This is a genomic window from Falsochrobactrum shanghaiense, assembly GCF_003149535.1.
GTDB classification, from domain to species: Bacteria; Pseudomonadota; Alphaproteobacteria; order Rhizobiales; family Rhizobiaceae; genus Brucella; species Brucella shanghaiense.
The window spans coordinates 150,309-167,957 of sequence record NZ_QGDB01000003.1; the positions used below are offsets into that span (position 1 = coordinate 150,309).

Below are 17,649 nucleotides of genomic sequence, written 5' to 3' on the forward strand. Positions count from 1 at the left end.
CTTCACACTTTTCGGAATTCGCTCTAATATAAGTCAATTCTATCAAAGAGATGCAATGATTTTTTCAGCATTTGCTGAAAGAACAGCAGGGTCTTCCATTTGTCCGCTATGCGGCTTGAGCGGGATTCCTTCAAAGCGCGGGATGACGTGAAAATGCAGATGGTAAACGGTCTGCCCCGATGCCGGTTCATTGAACTGCATGACGGTCACGCCATCGGCATTGAAGGCCTTTTTCACCGCATTGGCGATTTTTTGCACGGCCTGAATGGCTTGCGCGAGAACTTCGGGTTCCGCATCGAGCAGATTACACGACGGTGCCTTGGGAACGACCAGTGTATGTCCGGTGCCTTGCGGCATGACATCCATGAAGGCGACCACATGATCCGTTTCGTAAACGCGGGTTGAAGGGATTTCACCGCGCAGAATTCTGGCGAAAATGTTGTCATTATCATAGGTGGCAGACATGCGATTCTCTCCAATAATTGAATGATTCAGTCTGACGGCATTCATCGACGCCATGCAAGATCAGCCAAGCCTGTAAGGGGAATGTTCTTTGAGCGCCTCATGAAGCAGGTCGACTTCATGGCGTTCATGCTCAAGGTAATCGCGAACGGCATTGCGCAGTCCTTCATGGGCGATGTAGTGCGCTGAATGGGTCGTAACCGGCTCATAGCCGCGCGCCAGCTTATGTTCCCCTTGCGCGCCTGCTTCCACGACGCGCAGTTTGCGCTCAATGGCAAAATCGATGGCCTGATGATAACAGACCTCGAAATGCAGGAACGGGTGATGCTCGATGCATCCCCAATGGCGGCCATACAGCGTATCGCTGCCGATGAAATTGATCGCACCCGCAATATAACGCCCGTTGCGCCGCGCCATGACCAGCAGAATATCGTCGGTCATGGTTTCACCGATCAGCGAGAAAAAGGTCCGGTTAAGATAGGGGCGCCCCCATTTCCGGCTGCCGGTGTCGACATAGAAGCTGAAAAAGTCGTCCCAGACGTTTTCCGTGAGGTCGCTGCCGGTAAGCCAGTCGATTTCTATTCCTTCTGAAATGGCATCGCGACGCTCTTTCTTGAGGGCTTTGCGCTTTCGCGATGTAAGCTCATTTAGAAACTCATTATAATCAGAAAAGCCATTGTTTATAAAATGAAATTGCTGGTCAGTTCGATGCAGGAATCCAGCCTGTATCAAGGCATTTATTTCGCTGAAAGGCGCGAAAGTCACATGGGCCGAAGACACACCGGCCCGGTCTGTCAACTGACGCAAACCGGTGGCGAGAGCCAGTTGCACAGCGTCGCGATTATATTGCGGATTACAGAGAAGCCGGGGGCCGGTGGCAGGGGTAAACGGCACTGCTGCCTGAAATTTGGGATAATAATGCCCGCCGGCGCGTTCGAAGGCGTCGGCCCAGCCATGGTCGAAAACATATTCGCCCTGGCTGTGACCTTTAAGATAATTAGGCACTGCTCCGACCAGACCGCCGTTCTCGTCTTCAAGGCGCAGGTGACGCGGTAGCCAGCCCGTCTGGCGCGATACGGTGCCGGACTGTTCAAGAGCCGACAGAAAGGCTTTGGAAATAAAGGGATTATAATCCCTGTCCTGCCGGGAGGCCCCGGCAAGTGTGTTCCATTCATCCTGCGTAAAATCGTCGATACTTTCGACGACGCGAAGAACGAAGCCCTGTTCCATCTGCCTGTTCTCGTCGCTCACCGCTGTTCCTCTGCCGCTTTTTTAAGTTGCCGGAAATGTGCGGGCAAGTTTGCGGCGCGGGCAATATCGCGTCAAGCGACAAGCGCCCGCGGATCGAACCCTTCAAAGGTGATCTGGTCCACATTCAGATCGCTATGCCTTTGTGTTTCCGCATCGCGCACTGTCCAGCTGATGGTCGGCATGTGCAGTTTTTCGCGCACGAAACGGATGAAAGGATTGGGCAGATGATGGACATTATAGGACACGAAGGAAATTCCGTGCGCCAGCATGGAGAAATGCGCCTCGAAGTTTTCTATCCGTGTTCCTTCCGCGGTCAGTCCGGCTGGAATTCCAGCCGCATCCGTACTGAAGCGACGGATCAGGTGATGATCGAAAGACATGATCGCCGCCTTGCCCTTATAGGAGCGCAATTGCGCGGCGACGGCTGCAACCAGTCCCTCATCGCGGCCTTCGATCCCTTTGAGTTCCACGACCAGCGGAACCCGGCCATCGACCAGATCAAGCATTTCGCGAAGCGTCGGGGCGCGATCCGTGGTGCCGCCGATATGCAAGGCGGTGGCCTGTGCGAGGGTCAACTCGCTGATCCTGCCTTCGCGCCCTGCAAGGCGCTGTAAATCATCGTCGTGAAAAACGACAACTCCGCCGTCACTGGTCAGGTGCACATCGCATTCGATGGCAAAGCCAGCCTTGGCGGCAGCGTCGAAGGCCGGGAGAGTGTTCTCCCAGCGTTGCTGATTGAGATCATGCAGCCCGCGATGGGCGATTGGTTGTTTTGTAAGCCAGTCAAGCGCTGACATGTCAGGCAACCTCGATGATCGCTTCGACTTCAACCGGCGCATTCAGGGGGAGGCTCGCAACGCCCACAGCCGAACGCGCATGCTTTCCGGCGTCGCCGAGAACGTTGACGAGCAGATCAGATGCCCCATTGGCAACAAGATGCTGCTCGGTGAAATCGGCGGTGGAGGAAACAAATACGGTAATCTTCACCACGCGTTTGATGCGATTGAGGTCGCCAAGAGCAGCCTTCGCCTGTGCGAGAACGTTGATTGCACAGGCACGAGCCGCCGTCTGGCCCTGCGCAACCGTCAGCCCGCTTCCCAACTGGCCGGTGAGGACCAGCTTGCCATTTTCAAGCGGAAGCTGGCCGGAAGTCAGAAGCAGGTTGCCGCTTTGCGCGAAGGGAACATAATTTGCGGCGGGGGCGGCAGCTTCCGGCAAGGTGATGCCAAGATCGGCAAGGCGGCTGTCGATTGTGTCGGTCATTTGAGTGTCTCCCTGGTTGGAAATGAATTTATCTGAGCTTTACTGGAAGAATCGGTAAAGTTTTGTGGGATGGTGCGTTTTTTGCCTCGCTTCCGCCACGAGTTTTTTTATCATGACGCGTAACAGACCGGGAGATTCCTATATGCGATTTTTGAGAGTGGCGCTTGTGACAGGCGGAGCAGCGATTGGTGTCTGGAGCGGAATGGCCGGTTCCGCTATTGCCGCTTCGGTGACGCTTGTGCCACATCGCGCGGTTTATGATCTGACGCTCGACAGCGCCGATGAAAAATCGGGTATCAGCGGGCTGACGGGCCGCATGGTCTATGAGTTCAATGGCTCGGCCTGTGAGGGTTATACGACCAATTTTCGCTTTGTCACGCGTATCGATATGGATGAGCAGCCGCAGCGGCTGACAGATCAGCAGACCACGACATTCGAGAGTGGGGACGGCAAGGACTTTCGCTTTGTCAACAAGACCTTCGTCGATCAGGAACTGATCAAGGAGGTGCGCGGCGACGCTACGCTGAATGAAGACAAGACTGTCGTTGCCTTGAAGAAACCCAAGGAAAGCAGGCTTGCCTTGCCGCTGACGCAGTTTCCCACCACTCACATGGAAGAACTGATCGGCAAGGCGGAAGCGGGCGAAAAATTCTACCAAACCGAATTGTTCGATGCTTCCGAGGATGCCGACCGGGTCGTGTCCACGACAATCGTCGTGGGCAAGGAGCAGGAGCTCAAGGGAGATGAGGCCAAGGTGATGGGCCCGTTCACCGACGAACATAGCTGGCCGGTGACGATCGCTTATTTCGACGACAAGGAAAAGCAGGACGGCCTGCCGATCTATCGTATCAATTTCAAGCTCTACAGAAACGGCATTACCCGGGATCTGACAATGGATTACGGTGATTTTTCCATGCATGGAAAGCTGGTCAAGCTCGACGTTTTCGATGCAAAAGGCGATAATGCCGCGTGTAAATAAATTGCTGCCGCCTGTCTTTCGAGCTTTGATAGCCGCAAGGCTTGCAATTTGGGGCGCGATAAGTTAACAGCGCGGCTATTCCACACACGGGATTGGGCTTTTGCCGGGAGAAATCCGGCCTCAGCCTCCGGTGGCGAGCAATTGCCTCAGCCCGTGGAGGTCAAACCGGAAAAGGAAAATACAGATGGCATTGCCTGAATTCAGCATGCGTCAGCTTCTGGAAGCTGGCGTTCACTTCGGCCACCAGACGCACCGCTGGAACCCGAAGATGGCTCCCTTCATCTACGGAGCCCGCAACAATATCCACATCATGGATCTGTCGCAGACCGTTCCGCTGCTGCACAACGCGCTCAAGGTCGTTTCCGACACGGTAGCCCGTGGCGGTCGCGTTCTGTTCGTCGGCACCAAGCGTCAGGCTTCGGACATCATCGCCGATGCCGCCAGCCGTTCGGCCCAGTACTACGTCAATGCCCGCTGGCTTGGCGGCATGATGACCAACTGGAAGACGATCTCGAATTCGATCCAGCGTCTGCGCAAGCTCGACGAACTTCTGGCTGGCGAAGCACAGGGCTTCACCAAGAAGGAGCGTCTGAACCTCGAACGCGAACGTGAAAAACTCGATCGCGCTCTGGGCGGTATCAAGGACATGGGTTCGGTTCCGGACCTGATGTTCATCATCGATACCAACAAGGAGGCGATTGCCATTCAGGAAGCCAAGCGTCTTGGCATTCCGGTTGTTGCAATCATCGACTCCAACTGCGATCCGGACCAGATCGACTACCCGATTCCGGGCAATGACGATGCTGCCCGTGCGATCTCCCTTTATTGCGATCTCATCGCACGGGCTGCAATCGACGGCATTGCCCGTCAGCAGGGCGCAATGGGCATCGATATTGGTGCGCAGGCTGAAGCTCCTGTCGAGCCGGCTCTCGAAGCTCCGGCTGAAGGCGCATAATCAGCGCTGGAGAATTTCATCCACCCGTCATGGCGGGTGGATAGTTTCGTTTCATTCCGGCGCATATGGCGCCGGTCAAAAGTTGGCACACCTTCTGGTGTGCCTTCGCTTTCGTGAAAGGCGACATTATGAGCATCACCGCATCACAGGTTAAAGAACTCCGCGACCTCACCGGCGCAGGCATGATGGATTGCAAGGCTGCCCTTGCTGAAACCAATGGCGATATTGAAGCCGCTGTCGACTGGCTGCGCGCAAAGGGCATTGCCAAGGCGGACAAGAAGGCTGGCCGCACGGCTGCCGAAGGTCTGATCGGCGTCGCTTCTGCCGGTAACAAGGCTGTCGTTGTCGAAGTTAACTCCGAAACCGACTTCGTTGCTCGCAATGAGGCATTCCAGGAACTGGTCCGCAAGATCGCTCAGGCTGCGCTGAAGACCGATGGCTCCTCCGAAGCCGTTGCTGAAGCGGATGTCGACGGCAAGTCGGTAACGCAGGCCGCCAAGGACGCTGTCGCGACGATTGGTGAAAATATCGGCTTCCGCCGTTCGGCTGCTCTGGATGTTTCGCAAGGCGTGGTTGCGACCTATATTCATAATGGCGTGGCTGACGGCCTGGGCAAGCTTGGTGTTCTCGTTGCCATTGAAACCGCTGGCGATGCAGAAGCTGCCAACGCATTCGGCCGTCAGGTCGCCATGCATGTTGCCGCTGTCAATCCTCTCGCACTCACCAATGCCGATGTCGATCCGGCTGCGGTCGAGCGTGAAAAGGCGATCTTCATCGAGCAGGCGCGTGAATCGGGCAAGCCTGACAATATCATCGAAAAGATGGTCGAAGGCCGTATGCGCAAGTTCTACGAGGAAGTCGTTCTTCTGTCGCAGGCTTTCGTTGTCAATCCCGACCTGACCGTTGAGGCAGCACTCAAGGACGCTGAAAAGTCCATTGGCGCTCCGGCCAAGATTACGGGCTTTGTGCGCATCGCTCTTGGCGAAGGCATCGAGAAGGAAGAAACCGATTTTGCGGCTGAAGTCGCTGCTGCGGTCAAGAACTGATCGCATTTGCCATAAAAGGCTTTTGATTACGAAGGGCACCGCGTGACAACGCGGTGCCCTTCGTGTATCGCAACCGAACACTATCAATGACCATCTTCTGCGGAGAACACTCCATGTCCGTCAAACCCGCCTATAAGCGTATCCTGTTGAAAGCCTCCGGCGAGGCGCTGATGGGCGGTCAGGGCTTCGGCATCGACGTTTCGGTGGCGGATCGTATCGCAAGCGACATCAGCCAGGCGCGCGCGCTTGGCGTGGAGGTTGGCGTTGTCATTGGCGGCGGCAATATTTTTCGGGGCGTGGCCGTCGCATCCAAGGGTGGCGACCGGGTCACCGGCGATCATATGGGCATGCTTGCAACCGTGATCAATTCGCTGGCGCTTCGCACGTCGCTGCACCGGGTCGGCGTCGATGCGGTGGTCCTTTCGGCGATTGCCATGCCGGAAATCTGCGAAAGCTTTTCCCAGCGCAAGGCGACCGCTTATATGGATGAGGGCAAGGTCGTGATTTTTGCAGGCGGGACGGGAAATCCATTCTTCACCACAGATTCCGCTGCCGCGTTGCGCGCGGCTGAAATTGGTGCTGATGCGCTTTTCAAGGGCACGCAGGTTGACGGCATCTATTCCGCCGATCCGAAAAAAGACCCCAAGGCGACCCGCTTTGACCGGCTTACGCACAAGGAAGTGCTTGATCGCGGGCTTGCTGTCATGGATACAGCGGCTGTCGCTCTTGCACGCGAGAACCACATTCCGATAATAGTTTATTCTATCCATGAAAACGGCGGCTTGGCCGATATTCTGAAAGGCGGGGGCCGCAGCACGATTGTTTCAGATCATTGAACGTGAAACTTTCGCTGGCCTTGTCGCGCACTGAAGGAGAACATGTATGAGCGATGCTTTTGACATCAACGACCTGAAGCGACGTATGGAAGGCGCAATCAATGCGCTTAAACACGATCTGGGCGGCCTGCGTACGGGGCGCGCTTCTGCGAGCCTGCTGGAACCGATCACGATCGAAGCCTATGGTTCGTCCATGCCGATCAATCAGGTTGCCAATATCAGTGTTCCTGAATCGCGCATGCTGTCTGTTTCGGTGTGGGACAAGAGCATGGTTGGCGCGGTCGAACGTGCGATTCGTGATTCCGGCCTGGGCCTTAATCCGATCACCGACGGCACGACGCTGCGTATTCCGTTGCCTGAACTCAATGAACAGCGCCGCAAGGAACTGGTCAAAATCGCGCACCAATATGCCGAACAGGGCCGTATCGCCGCCCGTCATGTGCGTCGCGACGGCATGGATCAGTTGAAAAAACTGGAGAAAGACAGCGAGATCAGTCAGGATGAGAGCCGTGTTCTGTCGGAAAAGGTTCAGAAACTGACCGATGACACCATCGCTGAAATGGACAAGATCGTCACGGTCAAGGAAGGGGAGATCATGCAGGTCTAGAGCCCTGCGTGATTTCTATGAGGGAGAATTCCGCCATGTCCGATCCGCGCCACATCGCCATTATCATGGATGGCAATGGCCGTTGGGCGAAGGCACGCGGATTGCCGCGCAGCGCCGGCCATCGGGCCGGCGTCGAAGCGTTGCGCAATGTCGTCAGGGCGGCGGGCGAGCGGGGTCTGGACTTCCTTACTCTCTTTGCATTTTCTTCGGAGAACTGGTCGCGCCCCAGCGGCGAAGTCGGCGATCTGATGGGGCTGCTCAAGCTTTTCATCCGGCGCGATCTCGCAGAACTTCATCGCAACAATGTCCGAGTGCGGGTTATTGGCGAGCGGGAAGGGCTGCCGGCGGATATATGCAGCCTGCTGAATGAGGCGGAATCGCTGACCTATCGTAACAGCGGCCTTAATCTGGTCATTGCATTCAACTACGGGGCGCGGGACGAAATCGTCCGTGCGGTGCAGAGCATCGGGCGTGATATTGCAGCAGGGCTGCTCGATCCGTCGTCGATCTCTGCTGAGCTGATTTCGGCCAATCTCGATACGGCGCAAATACCCGATCCCGATCTGATCATCCGCACCAGCGGCGAGATGCGGCTTTCCAATTTTCTCCTATGGCAAGCGGCCTATTCAGAGCTGTTGTTCGTACCCTGCCATTGGCCCGACTTTGCCGCCGCCGATCTGGATGCAGCTTATGAGGCGTTTCGCCAGAGGGAGCGCAGATATGGCGGTGTTGAAGTGCAGGAACAGCCAAAAGAATATGAGATGATTGTTTCTCGTCCTCCGGTCAAAGGGGCGGCTGTCTAAAGCGTGTCGCGATATCCCGAAACCGGTTCCCACTTTCGGGCGACATGCTTTAGTCGTGCATGAGTAGAAATCGCCTGATGCAGTCAGTCTGCTCACTTGAAAGGTCTGAATGTCCAATCTGCAAACCCGTATTCTGACTGCCGTAATTCTGGGCGCAGCAGCCTTGTGGCTGACCTGGGTCGGCGGGTTGGGATTCAGCCTGTTTTCCGTCGCCATCGGATTGGCGATGTTCTACGAGTGGATCGGATTGACTGCGACCAGGCAGACGGTATTTTCCCGCATTTTCGGGTGGGGCTGGCTGATTGTCACCGCCATTCTTCTTGTGCTTGACTATAGCGCATTGCTGACGATCGGGGTGCTTGTCGCCGGGTGTCTCATCTTATTGGCGACGCAATGGAAAACCGCGCGCGGCTGGGCGGCGGCGGGTCTGTTTTACGCCGGATTCGCGACCGTCTCCCTTTCCCTGTTGCGCGGGGATGAGCCCTTTGGCTTTACGGCGATTATCTTTCTTTTCGCAATCGTCTGGGCCACCGACATCGCAGCCTATTTTAACGGACGCGCTCTTGGCGGGCCGAAACTGGCGCCGCGCTTTTCACCCAACAAGACCTGGTCGGGGGCAATCGGCGGCGCGGCTGCGGCAATCGCGGGCGGCATACTGGTTGCGTCATTCGCCGTTCCGGCAGGCAATTGGCGTGTTCCTTTGCTGGCGCTGTGCCTGTCGATTATTTCACAGATCGGCGATCTTGCGGAATCATGGGTAAAGCGCCAGTTTGGAGCAAAGGACTCCGGACGGTTGCTGCCGGGGCACGGCGGCGTTCTCGATCGTGTTGACGGGCTTGTCGCTGCGGCTGCGGCTTTATATCTCTTTGGCGCGCTCATGGCGGAGCCAGACGTGCCGTCCGCTTTCTTTTTTAGTTTTTGAGTGCTGCTGAACTTGTAGGAGTGGTAATTTGCAGGACGCATTGGCCTATTTTTTCGGTAGCGAAAGCCTGCTTGTCGGAACCATCATTCCGTTTCTTTTTGTGCTGCTGATCGTCGTTTTCGTTCATGAAATGGGGCATTATCTGGTAGGCAGATGGTGCGGCATCGGCGCAAGCACCTTTTCAGTCGGGTTTGGTCCAGAACTGCTCGGCTTTACCGACCGGCACGGGACGCGCTGGAAGCTTTCGGCCATACCGCTGGGCGGATATGTAAAGTTCATCGGTGACGAGAGCGCGACGAGTTCTCCGGTCGGCGTCGATAATACAAAACTTGACGAAAAAGAACGCGACAGGGCGTTTCATACGCAGGCGGTCTGGAAGCGGGCGGCTACGGTTTTTGCCGGCCCTGCTTTTAATGTCATTCTGACGATTGCGATTTTCAGTGTATTTTTTGCTCTTTATGGGCGGCAGGTTGCAGATCCGCTGGTTGCTGCCGTGCAGCCGAACAGCCCGGCTGCTGAAGCCGGGTTCGAACCCGGTGACCGCTTCGTCAGTGTAGAGGGCGAGAAGATCGTCACATTTGGCGATGTTCAGCGTATTGTTTCAGGGCGCTCCGGCGATTCCTTGCATTTCACGGTTGAACGCGACGGTAAACTGGTCGATCTGGAAGCCGTTCCGGCATTGGTCGAAAGAACCGACCCGCTGGGTAATACGATCCGGATGGGCGTGATCGGCGTGGAAACGACGCAGGAGATCGGCAATTTTCGGCGTATCGAATATGGACCGCTCGAGTCGGTCTGGCAGGCCGTCGTTGAAACCGGCCATATCATCAGCCGCACGGGGGAATTCTTCAAGCGTTTTGCCGTAGGGCGTGAAGACAAATGTCAGTTGGGCGGGCCGGTGAAAATTGCCAATATGGCGGGCAAGGCCGCCAGTCAGGGGTTCGACTGGCTTATACAATTGACGGCCATGCTGTCCATCGGCATCGGGATTCTCAATCTGTTTCCGTTGCCGCCGCTCGATGGCGGGCATCTGGTGTTCTATGCGGTGGAGGCGATCAAGGGCAGTCCGGTTTCGGTTGCCGCCCAGGAAGTATTTTATCGGGTGGGGTTCCTCTTTGTCATGGGATTCATGGGGTTCGTACTTTTCAATGACCTGTTTGCCTGCTAGACCACTTGCGGCAGGCTGACGGCGGATGCGTGGCGCCGGAATGGCGAGAAACGCGGATTCCCATGAAGCCCAGGTGCATGGAAAACCGTGCCAAGACATTAATTAGAAGTGAACGATGGGAGCGGAAGCCAGAAAAGTGAAGTGATCTGTTTACCATATCCATTGAATCGCGTGGCATCGATGTCACGCTGATTGCCTAAGTAAACAGAATTTAACCACAGCGCTTGCTTGTATGGAAAAACCGGCTATTACGGTTTTATCTATGCGTGCTTTTCTGGGTGAATCGTCCCGGGGACAGACAGAAACGAAGGTTCGGAAAGCCTATGACGGCAAGTTCTAAATTCTTTGGCGCAGCTTCTGCGCTCGCCATGTCGGTAGCTCTAGTAGCTTCGGGTACGGTCGCGCTCTCCCTGGCGTCGGTCAATGCTGCTGAGGCAGCGGTTGTCAGTCGCATTGAGGTTCGGGGTAATTCGCGCGTCGACGCGCAGACGATCCGGGACAATATCGATATTCGCCCCGGCAAGGCTTTCAACGCGACCGATATTGATGCTGCTGTGAAGCGTCTTTTCGCGCTGGGCCTGTTTTCCGATGTTCGCATTCATCAGTCCGGTGGCGCGCTGATCGTGCAGGTCAGTGAACGCTCGGTCGTCAATAATGTGCTGTTTCAGGGCAATAAGAAGGTCAAGGATCCTGATCTTGCCCGCGCTGTTCAGTTGAAGCCGCGTTCGCCTTTCGATCCCGCGACCATGGAATCGGACAAGGAAACGATTAAGGCCGCCTACGCTCATATCGGACGTAGCGATGCGGTCGTGAATGCGCGCACGGTCGATCTGGGGCAGGGTCGCGTGAATGTGGTTTATGAAATCACGGAAGGCTCGCGTACCAAGATTGCGGATGTCAATTTCGTCGGCAACAGCGCCTATAGTGGCCGCCGTCTGCGTGACGTTATTTCCACAAAGCGCTCGAACCCGCTTTCGTGGCTGACGCGTAATGACGTTTATGACGAAGGCCGTTTGCAGGCCGATGAGGAAACGCTGCGTCGTTTCTATTATAATCGCGGCTATGCGGACTTCCGCGTGCTCTCGTCGGATGCGGTCCTTGATCCGGCAACCAATGAATATACGATCACGATCACTGTCGATGAAGGCCAGCGTTATACGTTTGGCAATATCGGCGTTGAAAGCACGGTCGAAGGTGTTGATACGCAATCGCTCGAGCATCTCGTTGATACGCGCAGCGGCAAGCCTTACAGCGCCAAGGAAATCGAAGATTCCGTTCTGGCGATCACCGAGAATGTCGCTGGAAGCGGTTATGCCTTCGCCAAGGTCGAGCCGCGCGGTGACCGTGACTTCGAAAATCATACGATTTCGGTTATCTACAGTGTCGATCAGGGTCCGCGCGCTTATATTCAGCGCATCGAGATTCGCGGCAACGACAAGACGCGCGATTTCGTGATCCGTCGCGAGTTCGACGTGAATGAAGGCGATGCCTTCAACCAGGTTATGGTCCAGCGCGCAAAACGTCGCCTCGAAGCGCTTGATTTCTTCCAGACGGTCAATATCTCCACTGCTCCCGGTTCTGAGCCGGATCAGGTGGTGCTGGTCGTGGATGTTGTCGAGAAGTCGACGGGTGAGTTCTCCATCGGTGGCGGTTATACCACGGGCGGCGAAACGCCGGGTGCTTCGGTGGAAGCTGCTGTTACCGAGCGTAACTTCCTTGGGCGCGGCCAATATATCCGTATCAGCGCCGGTGCCGGTCAGGACGATATGCGCAATTATGGCCTGTCGTTTACCGAGCCATATTTCCTTGGCTATCGCATGTCCGCAGGCTTTGATGTCTTCCGGCGGTCGTACCGCGTGGATACAAGCGGTCGCTATGATGTCGAGCAGACTGGCGGCACCATCCGTTTTGGTCTTCCGATCACAGACAATTTCTCGGTTGGACTTGCCTATAATCTGGTTCAGGAAAAATATGACCTGACGAGGACAGTTGATGGCGAACCTGATCCGAATTATTACGCACCGGCATTGATTGAAGCCGGTGAGCACAGCCCATGGCTGCGTTCGTCCGTCAGCTATACGCTGACCTATAATTCCATCGACGACATGAAAAACCCGCGTGAAGGCATTTTCGGCAGGTTCACGCAGGAATTCGCAGGTCTTGGCGGCGATGCGAAATATATGAAGACGACGTTCAAGGGCAATTATTACGCCACCCTCATGCAGGAAGCCGACATTATCGGTATGCTTGGCGTGGGTGCCGGTTATATCCATGAATTCGATAGCGATGGCGTTCGTATTTTTGATCTTTTCAAGAACAATACGGACATTATTCGCGGCTTCAAATTCAACGGTATCGGTCCTTATCAGGATGCCGGAAACGGCAACCGTTACTGGCTGGGCGGCACGACCTATTTCAGTGGTACGGCTGAAGTGCAGTTCCCGATGCCTCTGGTTCCCGAAAGTCTCGGTATCCGTGGCGCCGTGTTTGCCGACGCAGCAACGCTTTATGGTAATGACGTAGAGGGCGCGTTGGGAGACGACAAGAAGCTTCGTGCCTCGGCCGGCCTCAGCCTGATGTGGGCGTCGCCGTTCGGTCCGCTGCGCTTTGACTACGCATTCCCGGTTGCGAAGGCTAACACCGACAAGGTTCAGAACTTTAACTTTGGCGTGTCGACCCGGTTCTAGGCATCTTCAGGAAAAGCAGCTTCTGCTTTTCCATCTGGAAGTATGTAAGACAAATAGTTAGAGTGGTTCTGAATTTTAGTTAAGATGAACCGCTCCGATAGATTTGCCTTTTCCCGGGGCAGTCATGCCCCGGGCAAGAAAGTGCTTTGATGGCAGATCCCGTTTTCTTCAAGCCGTCGCGAGAACTCACGATCGGCGATGTTGCAGATTTCACCGGTGCAAGACTTCGTAATCCGAACCTTGCACCGCGTTCTGTTGTGCGTCTTGCTTCCCTCAATGATGCGGATGAAGATGCGCTTATCTTTGTTGACGGCAAGAAGAACGCGCAGGCGCTGGAGAGTGTGAAGGCGGCGGGCGTTCTGTGCACGGAAGCGGTGGTTGACATCGTTCCTTCCAATATTGCGGCTCTTGTTACGCGTCATCCACAACGAGATTTTGCTTCAGTCGGGCGCATGCTGTTTCCCGGCTCGACCCGGCCCACAAGCTGGCTTGGCGAAACGGGTGTTTCGACAGGGGCTTATATCCATCCATCCGCTAAGGTTGAGGATGGCGCGACGATCGAGGCGGGCGCGGTTATCGGCAAGGGTGTGAGCATCGGTTCGGGTACTTTGATCGCTGCCACGGCGGTTATCGGTGAAAATTGCCAGATCGGGCGCGACAGCTATATAGCGCCGGGTGTTGCTGTCCAGCATGCGTTTATTGGAAATCGGGTCAATCTACATCCCGGAGTGCGCATCGGCCAGGATGGTTTCGGCTATGTGCCGGGGCCTGCGGGCATCGAAAAAGTACCGCAACTGGGCCGCGTGATTATTCAGGATGATGTGGAAATCGGCGCGAATACGACCGTTGACCGCGGTGCACTGGGTGACACGATAATCGGTGAAGGCACGAAGATCGATAATCTTGTGCAAATTGCGCATAATGTTCGCATTGGCCGGTTCTGCCTTATTGCGGCTCATTGCGGCGTTTCCGGAAGCTGCACTATCGGCGACCAGACGATGCTGGGCGGACGCGTTGGGCTTGCCGATCATCTGATCATCGGATCACGGGTGCAGATTGCAGCGGGAAGCGGTGTCATGAACGACATACCTGACGGCGAGCGCTGGGGAGGGCTTCCTGCCCGGCCAATCAAGCAATGGTTCCGTGATATTGCGAATATCCGCAGCATCGGGCAATCGAGAAAGGAGCAATCCTCAGATGAATGACATGAAGCCGAAGACGCTGGAAAGCGCTGATATTCAAGCGGTCCTGTGCGCGCTTCCCCATCGTTATCCGTTTCTTCTGATCGATCGCATCATCGACATCGATGGCGAAGATTCGGCGACGGGAATCAAGAACGTTACTATAAACGAGCCCCATTTCATGGGCCATTTCCCCAACAAGCCCATCATGCCGGGCGTGCTGATCATCGAGGCCATGGCACAGACCGCCGGGGCGATCACGGTTCTCAATATGGGCGCCGATGCGCCGGGCGTCGTCTATTTCATGACGATCGACAAGGCAAAATTCCGTCGCCCGGTCGTTCCCGGAGACCAGCTGCGTCTGCATGTGAAAAAAGTAAAAAAGCGCGGCAATATCTCGAAATACGAATGTACGGCAGAGGTCGATGGCATCAAGGTTGCCGAAGCTGAAGTCGCCGCCATGGTTGGCGTAGCTGAAGAAAAGCTGTGAGCACCTCTATGCAAGAAACTTTCATTCACCCCACCGCACTCGTTGAGCCTGGGGTCGAACTGGGGCTTGGCGTCTCCGTCGGGCCTTTCTGTCATATACAGTCGGGAGCCGTGATTGGCGACAATTGCGAGCTGATGAGCCATGTGGTGGCAACCAGTGGCGTCAGGCTTGGCGCAGGCGCCAGGGTTTATCCACATGCGGTGCTGGGGTGTGATCCGCAGAACGGCAAGCACAAGGGCGGTCCGACGACACTGGAAATCGGCATCAATTGCCAGATTCGCGAAGGCGTGACGATGCATCGCGGCTCCGACAGCAGCCGTGGTTATACGTCGATTGGCGACAATTGCCAGTTTCTCGCCTATGCGCATGTCGCGCATGATTGCGATGTCGGCGATTATGTCACTTTCGCCAATAATGTCATGGTTGGCGGTCATACGGTTATCGGACATCATGCCATTCTGGGCGGAGGTGCTGCGGTTCATCAGTTTGTCCGCGTCGGCCATCATGCCTTTGTCGGCGGAATGGCGGCGCTGGCTCATGATCTCATTCCCTATGGCAGTGCAATCGGCGTGCATGCCTATCTCGGCGGTCTCAATATTATCGGCATGAAGCGTTCGGGCATGAAGCGGCAGGGCATTCATGAAATGCGTCATGCGGTGCATATGCTGTTTGACCGCACGAAGCCGATGCGTGAACGTGCGCTGGATGTGCAGCAGGCTTTTCCTAATTCCGCGCCAGTCGCAGACCTGATTGCATTTGTTTCGGTCAGTACGAAGCGGGCCTATTGTACGCCGCCGCTCGGCAACTCCATCGGCGGAGCGCAGGATGGTGACGACGATTGATCATGATCGGGGTCAGGGCGCAATATCCCGCTCCCGTACGGCCATTATTGCGGGCAACGGCCTGCTTCCGATCCGGGTGGCGGCGGCTTTGAAGGCGGATGGAAGTCCGCCTTTTGTGCTTCCGCTTCGCGGCGAAGCCGATCCATCGCTTTATGAATATGAACATCAGGAAATTTCCGTCATGGATTTTGGCCTGCTGATCCGCGCCATGCGTCAAGCAGGCGTGTCGCGGGTGGTGCTGGCCGGCGGGGTTCTCAATCGCCCGCATCTGAGCGATTTGAAGTGCAATTGGCCGACCTTGCGGGCCGTTCCCTATGTGCTGGGTGCGCTTGGCAAGGGCGATGATGCATTGCTGCGGGCTTTCATGCGGCTGCTGGAGCGATTCGGCTTTGAAATGGTCGGCGCGCATGAAGTGGTTCCCGATCTGCTTTCTCCTGCTCCGGCGCGCTGCCTTACCCGTTTACAGCCCGATGCACGCGCGAGAAACGACATTGCACTGGCAATGGAAGCTGCGTTAAAGCTCGGTAATCTGGATGTGGGGCAGGGTGCTGTTGCGGCAGGTGGCCGCGTGGTTGCCCTTGAGGGAGCGGAAGGCACCGATCTCATGCTCGAGCGTGTCCGTGAATTGCGGCAGTCGGGCAGAATTTCAAAGCGCGGCGGTGTTCTTGTCAAAATGGCCAAACCGGGACAGGATGAGCGGGCCGATCTGCCAGCCATCGGACCTTCGACGATTGAAAATGCCGCGCGTGCGGGACTATCGGGAATTGCGCTTGAAGCGGGGCGGACATTCATTCTCGGTTTTGGCGAAACGATTGCGGCAGCAAATGAAAAAGGCCTTTTCATAGAAACGATCAGTCGAGGCGGGAAGGACTAGCCAAGTGAACAGCACCAGCCGGCCCTTGAAAATTGCAATCGTGGCCGGAGAGGAGTCCGGCGATCTTCTGGGGGCCGACCTTATCGACGCCATGCGTCGCCAGACGGAAAGGCTGGTGGATATTGTCGGGGTGGGTGGAGATCATCTGGCGCAGCGAGGTCTGAAAAGCTTTTTCGATCCGCATGAAATCGCACTGATGGGGCTGGGCGCGATCCTGAAAAATCTTCCGGGGCTGATTGTGCGCATTCGCCAGACAGCCCTGAAGATCGTTGCCGAAAAGCCTGATTGCGTTCTGCTGATCGATAGCCCGGATTTCACGCACAGGGTTGCCAGAAAGATCCGTGCGGCTGATCCTTCCATCCCCATCGTCAAATATATTGCGCCCAGCGTGTGGGCCTGGCGACCGCAACGCGCCAGCGCGATGCGCGCTTATGTCGATCATGTGCTGACCGTATTGCCGTTCGAGGTCGAGGTCATGCAGCGGCTTAACGGGCCTCAATCGACCTATGTTGGTCATAGGCTGAGCAGCCATGCGCCGATAGTGGCAACGCAGGCGGCACAACTGGCTGCGGAGCCGATTCGCTGGAATGGCGATACGCGGCGATTGCTGCTTTTGCCCGGATCGCGGCGCTCTGAAATCCAGATGCTGATGGAGCCTTTTGGAAGAACTATCGAAGAACTTGCGGGGCGTATCGGCAAGCTTGAAGTGATCCTGCCGACGCTGCCGCGGATTGAAGAAATGGTGCGTGATATTTCACGCAACTGGGCGGTCAAGCCCCTTGTCGTCGTGGGGGAAGACGCAAAATGGCAGGCTTTTCGCAGTGCGGATGCTGCGCTGGCGGCGTCGGGCACGGTTTCACTGGAACTGGCCTTGTCGCGTATTCCAACAGTCCTGTGCTACAAGGCGGACTGGTTTGCGCGCCAGTTCCTGGTGCCGAGAATCACGATCTGGAGTGCCGCGCTTCCCAATATCATCGCCGATGAGCCGGTCGTTCCCGAGTTTTTTAATGAACTCGTCCGGGCGGGCATGCTGTCACGTTATGTCGAAATGCTCATGCGCCCCGGCTCGGCACGGCAAGCGCAACTGGATGGTTTCGACAAAGTGGCGTCACTTATGGCGACACAACAGCCATCAGGGGAAATAGGCGCACGAATCCTGCTCGATTTCGCGGAGAACGGCAGGAAGCGTTAGAGCGGTTCGTGTCTGAACAAAACTGAGTCGTTGTTTAAAAAAAGCCCCATGTTTTCATAAACATGGGGCTTTTTATATTCTTGAGAGCGCA

Annotated in this window: 18 protein-coding genes; 14 read left to right on the forward strand and 4 right to left on the reverse strand. The window is 56.0% G+C overall.

The genetic code is table 11. The features are described from left to right. Positions 1 to 42 precede the first annotated feature (42 nt). From DKP76_RS08550 to DKP76_RS08565, 4 genes are all read right to left on the reverse strand, one after another. A complete protein-coding gene (locus DKP76_RS08550; RefSeq protein WP_109706040.1) occupies positions 43 to 465 on the reverse strand; it encodes an HIT family protein in 423 nt (140 codons plus the stop codon). Between the two features lie 60 nt (positions 466 to 525). Continuing rightward, positions 526 to 1,692, reverse strand: coding sequence for a GNAT family N-acetyltransferase (locus DKP76_RS08555; protein WP_109706041.1), 1,167 nt, complete (start codon positions 1,690 to 1,692; stop codon positions 526 to 528). A 92-nt stretch (positions 1,693 to 1,784) separates the two neighbouring features. Further along, positions 1,785 to 2,510 carry a glycerophosphodiester phosphodiesterase gene (locus tag DKP76_RS08560; protein WP_109706042.1) on the reverse strand — a complete coding sequence of 242 codons (726 nt, stop codon included), beginning with the start codon at positions 2,508 to 2,510 and terminating at the stop codon, positions 1,785 to 1,787. A 1-nt stretch (position 2,511) separates the two neighbouring features. Then, positions 2,512 to 2,976 carry a RidA family protein gene (locus DKP76_RS08565; RefSeq protein ID WP_109706043.1) on the reverse strand — a complete coding sequence of 155 codons (465 nt, stop codon included), beginning with the start codon at positions 2,974 to 2,976 and terminating at the stop codon, positions 2,512 to 2,514. Between the two features lie 142 nt (positions 2,977 to 3,118). On the opposite strand from DKP76_RS08565, the gene eipB reads away from it, so the two are divergent. From eipB to lpxB, 14 genes are all read left to right on the forward strand, one after another. Then, entirely contained in the window at positions 3,119 to 3,955 is an 837-nt protein-coding gene (gene eipB / locus DKP76_RS08570) for a cell envelope integrity protein EipB (RefSeq protein WP_109706044.1), read from the forward strand. 184 nt (positions 3,956 to 4,139) lie between these two features. Then, positions 4,140 to 4,910: a 30S ribosomal protein S2 gene (rpsB, locus tag DKP76_RS08575; protein ID WP_109706045.1), complete on the forward strand. Its 771-nt coding sequence runs from the start codon at positions 4,140 to 4,142 to the stop codon at positions 4,908 to 4,910. A 128-nt stretch (positions 4,911 to 5,038) separates the two neighbouring features. Next, positions 5,039 to 5,956, forward strand: a complete 918-nt coding sequence (gene tsf / locus DKP76_RS08580; protein WP_109706505.1) for a translation elongation factor Ts — start codon at positions 5,039 to 5,041, stop codon at positions 5,954 to 5,956. A 113-nt stretch (positions 5,957 to 6,069) separates the two neighbouring features. Beyond that, positions 6,070 to 6,792 (forward strand): UMP kinase, encoded by a 723-nt coding sequence (gene pyrH / locus DKP76_RS08585; protein ID WP_109706046.1) that lies wholly within the window; start codon positions 6,070 to 6,072, stop codon positions 6,790 to 6,792. Between the two features lie 46 nt (positions 6,793 to 6,838). Continuing rightward, positions 6,839 to 7,399 (forward strand): ribosome recycling factor, encoded by a 561-nt coding sequence (gene frr / locus DKP76_RS08590; RefSeq protein ID WP_109706047.1) that lies wholly within the window; start codon positions 6,839 to 6,841, stop codon positions 7,397 to 7,399. A 35-nt stretch (positions 7,400 to 7,434) separates the two neighbouring features. Then, a complete protein-coding gene (locus DKP76_RS08595) occupies positions 7,435 to 8,202 on the forward strand; it encodes an isoprenyl transferase (protein WP_245410190.1) in 768 nt (255 codons plus the stop codon). Positions 8,203 to 8,311: 109 nt separating this feature from the next. Next, positions 8,312 to 9,124 carry a phosphatidate cytidylyltransferase gene (locus DKP76_RS08600; protein ID WP_109706049.1) on the forward strand — a complete coding sequence of 271 codons (813 nt, stop codon included), beginning with the start codon at positions 8,312 to 8,314 and terminating at the stop codon, positions 9,122 to 9,124. Between the two features lie 28 nt (positions 9,125 to 9,152). Beyond that, positions 9,153 to 10,292: an RIP metalloprotease RseP gene (gene rseP, locus DKP76_RS08605; protein ID WP_109706050.1), complete on the forward strand. Its 1,140-nt coding sequence runs from the start codon at positions 9,153 to 9,155 to the stop codon at positions 10,290 to 10,292. 323 nt (positions 10,293 to 10,615) lie between these two features. Beyond that, positions 10,616 to 12,979, forward strand: a complete 2,364-nt coding sequence (bamA, locus tag DKP76_RS08610) for an outer membrane protein assembly factor BamA (protein WP_109706051.1) — start codon at positions 10,616 to 10,618, stop codon at positions 12,977 to 12,979. A gap of 149 nt (positions 12,980 to 13,128) precedes the next feature. Beyond that, on the forward strand, positions 13,129 to 14,184 hold the full coding sequence (lpxD, locus tag DKP76_RS08615; protein WP_109706052.1) for a UDP-3-O-(3-hydroxymyristoyl)glucosamine N-acyltransferase: 1,056 nt from the start codon (positions 13,129 to 13,131) through the stop codon (positions 14,182 to 14,184). Next, positions 14,177 to 14,650: a 3-hydroxyacyl-ACP dehydratase FabZ gene (gene fabZ / locus DKP76_RS08620; protein WP_109706053.1), complete on the forward strand. Its 474-nt coding sequence runs from the start codon at positions 14,177 to 14,179 to the stop codon at positions 14,648 to 14,650. The genes lpxD and fabZ overlap by 8 nt, the downstream gene beginning before the upstream one ends. 8 nt (positions 14,651 to 14,658) lie before the next feature. Continuing rightward, a complete protein-coding gene (gene lpxA / locus DKP76_RS08625) occupies positions 14,659 to 15,492 on the forward strand; it encodes an acyl-ACP--UDP-N-acetylglucosamine O-acyltransferase (RefSeq protein ID WP_109706054.1) in 834 nt (277 codons plus the stop codon). Beyond that, positions 15,476 to 16,366: an LpxI family protein gene (locus DKP76_RS08630; protein WP_109706055.1), complete on the forward strand. Its 891-nt coding sequence runs from the start codon at positions 15,476 to 15,478 to the stop codon at positions 16,364 to 16,366. Before lpxA ends, DKP76_RS08630 begins: the two co-directional genes overlap by 17 nt. 4 nt (positions 16,367 to 16,370) lie before the next feature. Then, the gene (gene lpxB, locus DKP76_RS08635) at positions 16,371 to 17,558 is read left to right on the forward strand and encodes a lipid-A-disaccharide synthase (RefSeq protein WP_109706056.1); all 1,188 of its coding nucleotides are present in this window, start codon (positions 16,371 to 16,373) and stop codon (positions 17,556 to 17,558) included. Positions 17,559 to 17,649 lie beyond the last annotated feature (91 nt).